This window comes from Chelativorans sp. YIM 93263, from assembly GCF_028767125.1.
GTDB lineage: Bacteria > Pseudomonadota > Alphaproteobacteria > Rhizobiales > Rhizobiaceae > Chelativorans.
Genome location: NZ_JAKCWP010000001.1, coordinates 220,095 through 231,456, shown reverse-complemented (window position 1 = coordinate 231,456; position 11,362 = coordinate 220,095). Strand labels below are relative to the sequence as shown.

The 11,362-nt window shown below is 62.2% G+C and carries 12 protein-coding genes; all 12 read right to left on the bottom strand.

Annotated elements, in window-relative coordinates; genetic code table 11:
- Positions 1 to 529: 529 nt before the first annotated feature.
- Positions 530 to 1,036: an RNA pyrophosphohydrolase gene (locus tag LY631_RS01115; protein WP_274423263.1), complete on the bottom strand. Its 507-nt coding sequence runs from the start codon at positions 1,034 to 1,036 to the stop codon at positions 530 to 532.
- 4 nt (positions 1,037 to 1,040) lie between these two features.
- On the bottom strand, positions 1,041 to 2,198 hold the full coding sequence (locus LY631_RS01110; protein ID WP_274423262.1) for a divergent polysaccharide deacetylase family protein: 1,158 nt from the start codon (positions 2,196 to 2,198) through the stop codon (positions 1,041 to 1,043).
- Between the two features lie 67 nt (positions 2,199 to 2,265).
- Positions 2,266 to 3,591 carry a S41 family peptidase gene (locus LY631_RS01105; RefSeq protein ID WP_274423261.1) on the bottom strand — a complete coding sequence of 442 codons (1,326 nt, stop codon included), beginning with the start codon at positions 3,589 to 3,591 and terminating at the stop codon, positions 2,266 to 2,268.
- Positions 3,581 to 4,852 carry a murein hydrolase activator EnvC family protein gene (locus tag LY631_RS01100; protein WP_274423260.1) on the bottom strand — a complete coding sequence of 424 codons (1,272 nt, stop codon included), beginning with the start codon at positions 4,850 to 4,852 and terminating at the stop codon, positions 3,581 to 3,583. The genes LY631_RS01105 and LY631_RS01100 overlap by 11 nt, the downstream gene beginning before the upstream one ends.
- Before the next feature lie 169 nt (positions 4,853 to 5,021).
- Positions 5,022 to 5,501, bottom strand: a complete 480-nt coding sequence (rlmH, locus tag LY631_RS01095) for a 23S rRNA (pseudouridine(1915)-N(3))-methyltransferase RlmH (protein WP_274423869.1) — start codon at positions 5,499 to 5,501, stop codon at positions 5,022 to 5,024.
- A 95-nt stretch (positions 5,502 to 5,596) separates the two neighbouring features.
- A complete protein-coding gene (rsfS, locus tag LY631_RS01090) occupies positions 5,597 to 5,971 on the bottom strand; it encodes a ribosome silencing factor (RefSeq protein ID WP_274423259.1) in 375 nt (124 codons plus the stop codon).
- Between the two features lie 148 nt (positions 5,972 to 6,119).
- A complete protein-coding gene (locus tag LY631_RS01085) occupies positions 6,120 to 6,764 on the bottom strand; it encodes a nicotinate-nucleotide adenylyltransferase (RefSeq protein ID WP_274423258.1) in 645 nt (214 codons plus the stop codon).
- A 5-nt stretch (positions 6,765 to 6,769) separates the two neighbouring features.
- Positions 6,770 to 8,056: a glutamate-5-semialdehyde dehydrogenase gene (locus tag LY631_RS01080; protein WP_274423257.1), complete on the bottom strand. Its 1,287-nt coding sequence runs from the start codon at positions 8,054 to 8,056 to the stop codon at positions 6,770 to 6,772.
- 31 nt (positions 8,057 to 8,087) lie between these two features.
- Positions 8,088 to 9,230: a glutamate 5-kinase gene (proB, locus tag LY631_RS01075; RefSeq protein ID WP_274423256.1), complete on the bottom strand. Its 1,143-nt coding sequence runs from the start codon at positions 9,228 to 9,230 to the stop codon at positions 8,088 to 8,090.
- On the bottom strand, positions 9,227 to 10,240 hold the full coding sequence (gene obgE, locus LY631_RS01070; protein ID WP_274423255.1) for a GTPase ObgE: 1,014 nt from the start codon (positions 10,238 to 10,240) through the stop codon (positions 9,227 to 9,229). The genes proB and obgE overlap by 4 nt, the downstream gene beginning before the upstream one ends.
- A 73-nt stretch (positions 10,241 to 10,313) precedes the next feature.
- Positions 10,314 to 10,904 (bottom strand): GNAT family N-acetyltransferase, encoded by a 591-nt coding sequence (locus LY631_RS01065; RefSeq protein ID WP_274423254.1) that lies wholly within the window; start codon positions 10,902 to 10,904, stop codon positions 10,314 to 10,316.
- Positions 10,905 to 11,024: 120 nt separating this feature from the next.
- Positions 11,025 to 11,294, bottom strand: a complete 270-nt coding sequence (rpmA, locus tag LY631_RS01060; RefSeq protein ID WP_274423253.1) for a 50S ribosomal protein L27 — start codon at positions 11,292 to 11,294, stop codon at positions 11,025 to 11,027.
- Positions 11,295 to 11,362 lie beyond the last annotated feature (68 nt).

Sequence of the window (11,362 nt, the reverse complement as noted above, 5' to 3'; positions counted from 1 at the left end):
TTTTCCGGCGATGCTGTCTGTCACCCAGCACCCCGGCGCCGCCGGCCTGTTGCGGGCCCTCACATGCCTCCAGGTACCGGATCCCTGGAGGGGGAGGCTGCCGCCGCCCTCCCGAACACCCGGTGCGCATCCGGTTCCCGCGAGGGCGATGGGTTGGATGATAAGTGCGGCTGGGCGTTGTAGGATGAAAACAGCCGAAAAAAGTTCGAACTTTCTTCTGATATCGAGCAAAAACAACTGCTTATCTGCTGAAAAATGTTTGAGGCGCCAATTTTTTATCCCCGCGCGAGGATGAAAAAATTCGGAGAGTGGTTGGCGCGCTACGCTGCAGCCGGCGAGCCCCTCTCTTGCGATTTCCAACACTTAGCTTCTGCTGCGCTCCAACTAAGATGTTGAATCGCTTTATCGCCCCACGAGGGAGGGATAACGCCGGCATCGGCCTCGCAGCTAATCGCTTACGTAGGCGATTAGCGGGGCGTTCGCTGTTCAACGAATGACAGAACAGAACCGGTCTCGCCCTCAGGCTTCCTCAGGGTGCCAGGTGGCGGAATGTGGCCAGCACCGCTTCATAGACCGGCCGCTTGAAAGGCACGATCAGCTTCGGCAATTCATCCATGGGCTTCCACGCCCAGGCGTCGAATTCCGGCTCGTGCCCACCGGGCGGCGGATTGATCGCGATCTCGCTGTCATCGCCCTCAAAGCGAAAGGCGAACCATTTCTGTTTCTGGCCGCAATAGCGTCCGTGGAGCGCGATTCCGACCAGATGCTCCGGGAGGTCGTAGGTGATCCAATCCGGCGCCTCGGCGAGCAAAGACGCGCTGTGAATGCCGGTTTCCTCATAGAGTTCGCGCCGCGCCGCTTCGAGCGGCTCCTCGCCCTCGTCGATTCCGCCTTGCGGCATTTGCCACAGCATGGTGGCGCCCTCCATCTCGCCGTTGGGCACCATGATGCGCCGACCCGCCCAGACGCGGCCCTCCCCGTTGAGCACCATGACGCCCACGCAGGGCCGATAGGGTAGATCTTGTATTGTTTCCATAGCTTCAGTCCCGTTCCGGATCGAATGCGACAGCGGAGATCGGCACGAGTTCGATTCCGCGTTTACGCGCTTCCCGGGCCCAATCCGCCACGGTGTTCACGGTGGTATCGAGCGCGGAGCCGACCCCCACCGCAAAGCCTCGCGCGCGGGCCACACGTTCAAGTGAATCCAGTGCTTCGAGGATAGGGCCGCGCTGGGGCCGGGCATCTATGACATCGTCGCTTTCGGCGAAAGGCACGCCGCTCCTCGCCGCGACCGTCTCGGTCAGGCTGCGCGCTGAGGTGCCGTCGTCCAGAAAGAGCAGGCCACGGTCACCGAGTTCCTGCATGAGCGCCTCGGTTGCCGCTTCGTCCGCCGTAAAGCGCGCGCCCTGGTAGTTCATCACACCCGTATAGTTGGTGATGCGGGCCAAAACCCGGTGCAGTTCTTCCCGGTTCTCCCGCGCGGAGGCGTTCACCAGGAGCATATGGCGCGTGTGGTTGTCTCCACTGTAGTCGAACGGCTCCAGAGGCACCTGCAGGATGATTTCGTGGCCCTCCTGCCGGGCGGTGCGCATCCAGCGATCGAGGCTGTTGCCTTGCGGTGCGAATGCCAGCGTAATCTCTTCCGGCAGCTTCTCGATCGCCGCTTGAGTGCCGGTCTGGGAAATGCCGAGCCCTCCAACGACGATGGCGATGCGCGCACCGCGCGCTCCGGACCATGGTCGAGCATAGGCATCGAAAGGCCGCAAACCTTCCGCGCTTCGGATGGGCAGCGGCCCGAAATCCGTTTCCTCGATCAGAGAGCGATCCGGCAGGTGAGCCAATCGGGGGTCGTGATTGAGCGCTGCCGGATCGCGGATGACAATGTCATTGCTGTGCGGCAAAGCTTCCCGGTCCACCTGAATGACGGCCGGCCCGGACCCGGTCCGGCTGCTCCCGACCGAACTGCCGGCGGTCTGTCCCGCACTCACCTCGGCCTCGGGTGCTTGCGCGTCAGCATCCGCGATTTCAGGCGGCTGCTGAAAGGACCGGTCCCTGAGAGCGATGGCGCTCGAACCGGCGAAGATCACCAAAACACATAAAGCGAAAACAATGCTGCCGGCCCGCGGCCGGCGCCATACTCCGCTCGATCGGCAATGGCGGCCGAGCGGCTGATCGATGTCGTCGGGATCTGGTTCCATGCGCCGCTATCCGCCCGCCCACGGTCGGCGAAAGGCGCACCCCGCCGAAGCGGAGTGCGCTCGCTTGTTACTGGTTCATTACGGCCTTGTCGGGGCTCGGCGGAAAGGCGGCGTTGGTCGTCTCGCCACGCAGGAGTTCAAGCGCATATTTGAGCTGAACGTCCTCTTCCGGATCCTGCGGAACATAGGCAATGGAGCCGGAACCTTCCTCGCTTTCACCCTCACCCCGGATATGGCCGGGCAGGTCGGACTCGCCGCGCGAGAGATCAGCGCTCTGCATGTCCTCGGGCAACGGCTGCTCGATCTCGATATCCGGCACGATGCCGGTGCCCTGGATCGATACGCCCGACGGCGTGTAGTAAAGTGCCGTCGTCAGCCTGAGCGCTCCGTTCTCGCCAAGAGGAATGATCGTCTGGACCGAACCCTTGCCGAAGGACTTCGTGCCGAGAATGGTGGCACGGCGATGGTCCTGCAGGGCGCCGGCCACGATCTCGGAGGCACTGGCCGAACCGCCATTTATCAGCACCACCAGCGGCTTGCCGTCGGTCAGATCCCCAGGCTTCGAGCCGAAGCGGGCGATATCACCGGCCTCGCGGCCCCGCGTCGATACAATTTCGCCCTGATCCAGGAACGCGTCCGACACATTCACGGCCTGATCGAGAAGTCCGCCGGGATTGAGCCGAAGATCGAGCACATAGCCCTTCAGATCGTCCTCACCCACTTCCTCGCGAATTTCTTCGATCGCCTTGCGCAGATCCGCGCCCGTCTTTTCCGTGAAGGAAGTGACCCGAAGGTATCCGACATCCTCTTCGACCCGGTGCTTGACCGCAACCACCTCGATGATATCGCGGATTATGGTGATCTCCAGCGGCTCATCGTTGCCTTCGCGGAGCACCGTGAGATCGATCGGCGTGTTGACCAGACCGCGCATCTTGTCCACGGCATCGCTCAACGTCATGCCGCGCACTTCCTCACCGTCGATCTTCTCGATCATATCTCCCGCGAGAATGCCGGCCCGTGCCGCCGGCGTATCGTCGATGGGCGCAACAACCTTGACCAATTCGTCTTCCATCGTGACCTCAATGCCGAGACCACCGAATTCACCCTTCGTCTGGACGCGCATATCCTGCGCGGCATCGGGCGTGAGGTAGGAAGAATGCGGATCCAGGGAACCGAGCATCCCGTTAATGGCGCTCTCCACCAGCTCCTTTTCGTCAGGCGGCGTGACATACTGCGCACGCACCCGCTCGAAAATGTCACCGAAAATGGCGAGCTGACGATAGGTGTCCGTATCCGCAGCGCTCGCTGCCGGACCGACCGAGCCGTAAACCAGGCCCATCGCCGATGCTCCCATGAGCGCGCCGGCGAAAAGCAGCGACAACTTACGTATCATTTCCCGTCCTTCCAGATAGCTCCCGAGACCACCAGCGCCTCGGATCGACCGGTTTCCCGTCTTTCCTGAACTCAATATATAGTTCCGGTGTGGCGTTTCCCAAACCCGAATCCGCGATGCTTGCCAATCGTGCTTCGCCCATCATCCCAACCGGTTCTCCCAACAGCACTGGCTGGCCCAACGAAACATTCAACCGGTCCATACCCGCCATCACAATATGATAACCGTCGCCGGGGTTCAGTATCAATAGCTGACCATAAGAACGGAACGGACCCGCATAGACAACCGTCCCGCTCGCTGGTGCTGTGACGATCGCTCCCGATTGTGTCCTTAAAATGTCTCCGTTCAGTGGTCTGCCGGCCCCGTCTTCCTCGCCGAACTGCCGGGCGAACTGGCCTGAAACGGGCAGCGGCAGAAGGCCCGCGCGCTGTGCGAAGGGCAAAGCCTCGGCGAGCTGGTTTTCGCCTTTGCCTTCCGTGGTGCTTTGCTCCAGCGCCTCGCGCAAGCTCTCGATCTCCGTTTCCAGCGAAGCGATCAGGCTCTCAAGCCCGCTCGCCCGCTCGGCGAGCTTCTCGGCCTGCTGGCGCTCTTCTTCGATGCGCTCTTCGGCCTCTGCCTGCAACCGCCGCTTTTCCGCCAGGAGCAGTGTCAGGCGTTCTTTCTCTTCAGCCTGCTGTGTTCTCTTCTCCTCAAGCCGCGCATGCTCCCTCCCGATCGAGGTCATGACGCGGTTGAGATCCTTCAGATCGCGTGCGAGCATTTCCGTTTCCGAACGCAGTTCCGGCACCACCGCGCCGAGCAGAATGGCGCTGCGCACAGAAGAAAGCGCGTCTTCCGGCCGCACGAGAATAGCTGGCGGTGGGTTGAGCCCCATGCGCTGCAGTCCGGCCAGCACTTCAGCCAGCACGCCCCGTCGGCTTACCAGGGATTGTCTCAGTTCCCCTTCCTCGCGGCCGAGGGTCTCGAGCCGGGCCAGGATGTCTCCGATGTCCTCGCCGAGCTTGCGTTCGGTCTTCACCGTCTGGATGAGCGCGGCTGTCAGCGCCGCGCTATCGCCCTTGATGGCGGCGATCTCGGCTTCCAATTCCTCCTGGTGCTGCTCGGAAAGTGCGATCTCCCGGTTGAGGCGCTCATACTCCTCCACCGTCTCGCTCTGGCGCATTTCCAGGTTGTCCACGGTCTGGGCGCGCAGATGGCCCGGCGTTGCCAAAAGCAACACCGCCGCAAACAGCACCACTGCTGTGCCCGGGCTTCCTTGCACCGTTACCTCGTCGCCGGCTCTTTCACGCACCTTAACGCAGCATCGTTAAGGAAACATCAACCATCCCCCGGGGGTTCTTCCACAGGGCCATATCAACTCACGGCCTCACGAACTCGTGATCAGGCGATTCGTGCCATCACTTAAACGTGCCATCACTTAATGGTGAAGGTCAGTCCCGGTGATAGGGATGTCCGGCCAGGATCGTGGCGGCCCGATAAAGCTGTTCGGCGAGCATGACACGCACGAGCTGGTGCGGCCAGGTCTGCGCACCGAAGGCCATGCAGAGATCGGCCTTTTCTCGCATGTCAGGGTCGTGGCCATCCGGCCCGCCGATCGCAACCGTCAGGCGCTGTATGCCGCTGTCGCGAAAGGAAGCGATCTTCCGGCTGAGTTGGCGTGAAGTGAGATCGCGGCCGCGCTCATCAAGCAGGATGAGGGCGCCGCCCTCGCTTGCTTCGGCCAGTTTGCGCGACTCGTCGCGCTTGCGCTCGGTTTCGGTCTTCGCACGGCTTTCAGCCGTTTCCGTTACCCCGGCGAGGGAGAGACCGACTGCGGGACCGGCTTTGGCCAGCCGGTCGAGGTAGCGTTCCGCGAGTTCCTTCTCGGGGCCTGCCTTCATCCGGCCGACGGCGTGAATGACGATGCGGATGTCGACCCTCTTGAACCTTAAACAAGCAAAAGCCCCCAGGGGCAGCGGGCCTCTCGACCATGCCCCGTCATATCAGGGCCGTGATGCCGGCGGCGCTAGTGCACCGTCTCGTCCTCCAAGTCCGGTGCCTGCCACATCTTCTCGATGTTGTAGAACTCCCGGACTTCCGGGCGAAACACGTGCACGACGATGTCGCCCGCGTCGATCAACACCCAGTCCGCACCGGACAGCCCCTCCACGCGGGCGGAGCCCAGGCCGGTCTCCTTGAATGCGCGGATGAGATGATCGGCCACCGCCGAAACATGGCGATGCGACCGGCCGGAGGCGACGATCATGTAGTCCGCCAGCGGAGACTTGCCCTGAATGTCGATGGAAACGATGTTTTCCGCCTTGGAGTCTTCAAGACTCGTCAGCGCGGTTTGAACGGCACGAGACAGGCTGTCCTCGCTTGTCCCTGCCGGTGAAGGCACGATATTCGCCTTCTTCTGCAGTGCTGTTCTCAGTGTCTTCCCTTTCCAATAAGAACAACGGTATCACGTGGGTCCCACGCAATACATAAAAGATAGGCAGACATGGTTGTCAGTTTCAAGACAACACGTGTTCCCAACCCGGTAAATTTTATTCACGAGACGCTGGATTGCCGTCACCACGGCGAAGCGCGGTGGAGGAAAGCGAAGAGCGGGGGCCGTGAATGAAGGTCCAGGCCGGCGGTTTCGTGCGCGCAAGCACGGGGGCATCCGATTCGTCGAGGCGCGCCCGCGCAAACGTCTTGGTCATGGTCGAGGAGAGGAACGACAGCGTCGCGCCGGGGCGATCGAACACCGCAATGGGTACCCGGCAGGCAATTTTGCGCCAGCGCTCCCAGCGATGAAAATCGCGCAGGCTGTCCGCCCCCATGAGCCAGACGAAATTTACCCCCGGATTGCGCGCCTGGATGAGCGCTAACGTGTCGGCCGTATAGCGGACGTGGAATCCGGCTTCGAACGCGGTCACCTTGATCCGTGGATCCTCGGCATGAGCCTCCGACAGTGCGATGCGCCGGGAAAGCGGGGCGAGGCCGCCGTTCTCCTTCAACGGATTGCCGGGCGTGACCATCCACCAGAGCTGGTCGAGCCGCAGGCGGCGGATTGCCGTCTCGGCCACCAGCGCATGACCTGCGTGCGGCGGGTTGAAGGAGCCGCCGAACAGCCCCACCGCCATGCCCGGCTCCACATGGGGCATGCGCAAATAACGCGCCGGCACCACCTCGCTGGACGCTTCCATGGCGATCAGGGCCGGGTCTGACCGGAACCGCGCACGCGGTACTTGAAGGAGGTGAGCTGCTCCACACCGACGGGGCCGCGCGCATGCATCTTGCCGGTGGCGATCCCGATCTCCGCGCCCATGCCAAACTCGCCGCCGTCTGCGAACTGCGTCGAGGCATTGTGCAGGAGGATCGCCGAATCGATCTCATTGAAAAAGCGCTCGACCACCTCCGCGTCTTCGGCCACAAGCCCTTCGGTGTGGTGGGACGAATAGGTCTCGATGTGCTCGATCGCCCCCGCGATGCCGTCCACAACGCGCACCGAGATGATCGCGTCGAGATATTCCGTGCGCCAATCCTCCTCGTTCGCCTCCCGCGCCGAGGGAAACCGAGCGCAGACCTCCTCGTCGCCGCGAACTTCGCAACCGGCCGCCGAAAGGCTCTCCAGAACGGGCCGAAGGTGCGTATCCAGCACTGCACGGTCCACCAGAAGCGTTTCGGCCGCGCCGCAAATGCCCGTACGCCGCATCTTCGCGTTGACGGCCACGGAGACTGCCATCTCCGCATCGGCGGATTTGTCGATATAAAGGTGGCAAATGCCTTCCAGATGGGCAAATACCGGCACCCGTGCCTCGCTTTGAACGCGTCCGACAAGGCCCTTTCCCCCGCGCGGCACGATCACGTCCAGATTGCCGCCCAGACCCTTCAGCATCTCGCCCACTGCGGCGCGGTCCGTCATCGGTACACGCTGAATGGCATCTTCCGGAAGGCCGGCTTTCCTCAGCCCCTCGGCCAGGCAGGCGTGAATGGCGGCAGAGGAATGTGCCGAATCCGACCCGCTGCGCAGGATGACCGCGTTTCCGGCCTTCAGGCAAAGCGCACCGGCATCCGCCGTTACGTTGGGCCGGCTTTCATAAATCACGCCGATAACCCCGAGCGGCGTGCGTACGCGTTCGATATGCAGCCCGTTTGGCCGGTCCCACTCCGCGATCACATGGCCGACCGGGTCATCGAGCGCAGCAATCTCGCGCAGACCCCGCGCGATGGCGGCCACACGTTCTTCATCGAGCTTTAGGCGGTCGAGAAGAGCTCCGGAAAGTCCGGCCGCTTCGCCCTGTTCCATGTCTATGGCATTCTCGGCCAGGATCTCGGCCGTGCGCGCTTCCAGCGCATCGGCCATGGCATTCAGCGCCTCGTTCTTCTGCTCGGCAGTAGCGATGGCCAGCGGGCGGGCGGCGGCGCGCGCGCGCGCTCCCATGTCAGCCATGAGTGCGGCGACATCGGTATTCGAATTATCATGCGCTTTGAGCATTTATTTCCTCCGCCTCATACAGCCTTGAATCTCAGCAGGCCTTAGCCTGGCTCGCGGAATGCGAAAGCACCAGGTCGTCGCGATGGACCATGGCCGCTCTGGCCTCGTATCCCAGAACGCCGGCAATGTCTCCGGTCTTGAGCCCCGCGATCTTTACGGCATCGGCGGCATCATAGGCAACCAGCCCGCGTCCGGCTTCGCGCCCGTTCGGACCGATAATGGCCACCGTGTCGCCACGCGCGAACCCACCTGAAACACTCCGTACACCGGCCGGCAGCAGACTCTTGCCTTGTTGCAACGCCTTCAGCGCGCCGGCGTCGATCACGATGCGGCCTGCAGGCTCGAGTTGGCCGGCAATCCACGTTTTGTAAGCGCGAACCGGTGTCTGGCTCGGCTCGAACAGCGTGAAACGCGCGCCGTTTTCGATGGCAGACAGCGGATTGAGTTGCTTGCCTGAGGCAATGACCATGGCGACTCCGGCGCCGGTCGCGATGCGCCCGGCATCAAGCTTGGTGCGCATCCCGCCCCTTGAAAGCTCGGATGCCGCACTTCCGCCCATAGCCTCGATCTCCGGCGTAATCGCTTCCACGACCGGGATGAAGCGGGCCTCGGGGTCGCGCTCCGGCGCGGCGGTGTAGAGTCCATCCACGTCCGAAAGAAGAATCAGCAGGTCGCAGCTCATCATCGTGGCAACACGCGCGGCCAGACGATCATTATCGCCATAGCGGATTTCGCTCGTCGCCACGGTATCGTTTTCATTGATGATAGGAATGGCGCCCATTCTGAATAGGGCCGATATGGTCTCCCGTACGTTGAGATAACGGCGGCGCTCCTCAGTATCACCGAGGGTGACTAGCACCTGTCCGGAATTCAATCCGTGGCGTCCAAGCTCTCCCGACCAGGCACCAGCCAGCGCGATCTGGCCGACCGACGCCGCGGCCTGACTTTCCTCCAGCCGCAATGTGTGCTTGTCGAGCCCGAGGATCGTCCGTCCGAGCGCCACGGAACCCGACGAGACCACCAGAACCTCCGCACCTCCGGATGCGAGACGGGCGATATCGCCCACCAGCGCCTTCAGCCATTCCTTCTTCAGCCCCTTTGCGCGGTCCACCAGGAGGGCCGAGCCGATCTTCACCGTCACACGCCGATAGGAAGAAAGTGAAATAGCGGTCATCGCTCCGTCTCTTCCGTCGCGCGAGCCTCCTCGATGATGTCCATCAGCGCGCGCAGAACGGTTTCGACGCCTTCGCCGGTCACCGCGGAAAGGAGAACAGGCTTCCGGCCGGCAGCTTTTTCCAGCGCAGCCATCTTCTGCTGGCGTGCATCCTCATCGAGTATATCGGCCTGACTGAGCGCCAGGACCTCCGGCTTTTCCGCCAGCCCGTGGCCATAGGCTTCGAGTTCGCTGCGCACCGTCCGATAGGTCTCAGCCGCATCCTCCTCCTGGGCCGAGACGAGGTGCAGGAGAACGCGCGTGCGCTCCACATGGCCGAGGAAGCGATCGCCAATGCCCACACCCATATGTGCACCCTCGATGAGGCCCGGAATGTCGGCCATCACGAATTCCCGCGCATCGATACGCACCACGCCGAGATTCGGATGGAGGGTGGTGAAGGGATAATCCGCGATCTTCGGTTTCGCTGCCGTAACGGTTGCCAGAAAGGTTGACTTCCCGGCATTCGGCAGGCCGACAAGCCCGGCATCTGCAATCAGCTTCAGCCGCAGCCAGATCCAACGCTCCTCTCCGGGCAGGCCCGGATTGGCGTGGCGCGGCGCCTGATTCCTTGAGGATTTGAAATGCTGATTGCCGAAGCCGCCATTACCGCCGGCCGCGAGGCGATAACGTTGCCCAATCTCCGTGAGATCGCAGATCAGCGTTTCATTGTCCTCTTCGAAGATCTGCGTGCCCACCGGCACCTTCAGCACCGCGTCGGCGCCTTTCGCGCCGGTGCGGTTCCTGCCCATGCCATGGGTGCCGGTCTTGGCCTTGAAATGCTGCTGATAACGATAGTCGATGAGAGTGTTCAGGCCCTCCACCGCCTCGACCCATACGTCGCCGCCGCGCCCGCCGTCACCCCCATCCGGCCCGCCGAATTCGACAAATTTCTCGCGCCGAAACGACACCGAGCCGGAACCGCCGTCGCCGGATCGAATATAGACTTTCGCTTGGTCGAGAAATTTCATGGTGCCTTTCCGTCTTGCTCGGTCCTGATGTAGCCCATCCCGCACCGGAGAGCGAGACGGGGGCGCCTGAATATCAGGCGCCCCAACTCCTCAGGCTCACCCAGGTTTTGCGATCGAGCTGGTATCGCTCCACCGGGACCTTACCGGCGACGAGTGAATCCATCATGCCCTGGCCGACATATTGAAAACCGCATTTGTGAATTACCCGGCGCGAGGCGTCGTTGATTACGCGGCAGGAGACGTTGAGCCGGTCGATGTCGCTGGCCCGAAACGCGAGATCGACCAGCACATGCGCCACCTCCGTGGCATAGCCGCGCCCCCAATAAGGCTCGCCGACCCAGTAGCCGAGCTCAAGCCCGTATTGCCGCGTATCGAGCCCCGCGCAACCGATGAACGCACCGCTTTCGGCAAGTGCTACCGCGTAGTGACAGCCTTTGCGGTCACCTGCCTGGCTGCTGCCCTCGACGAACTCCTCGGCGTCCATGCGCGAATAAGGATAGGGCATGCGTGAGAGCATCTCGGCGATGCGGCGGTTGTTGGCCAACTCCGCCAACTCGGGAACGTCGTCCTCATGCGGTGGACGCAACACCAGACGCTCGGTCACGAGAACAGGACACTCTATACTGTGACTTTCACTCTCAACCTCTTCACTTTCGACGACCATCGTTTTCCCTCCGGACAAAAATTAAGGGGAGATGGCGACCCATCTCCCCTGAACCTTTTCCGGATTATCCCGGACACCGGCGCCTAAGATGGGTCGCCGGTGTTTTTAATGCGGAACCGGCTACTCCGCAGCTTCCATAATCGGGTTTACCGATACGTAGGTTCGCCCATTGGCCTTTTTGGCGAAGGACACGGCACCCGACTCGAGCGCAAAAAGCGTGTGATCCTTGCCCATGCCGACATTGACGCCGGGATGCCATTTCGTCCCGCGCTGACGGATGATGATGTTGCCGGCGAGCACTTTCTCGCCGCCGAATTTCTTCACGCCAAGGCGCTTGGATTCCGAATCGCGACCGTTGCGCGACGAACCGCCAGCTTTTTTGTGTGCCATGGTGTTACTCCTTTGCGTCCTGAGGAACGCCTCTTGTCGCTCTTTATGGGCGTTCACGCGCCCAATTG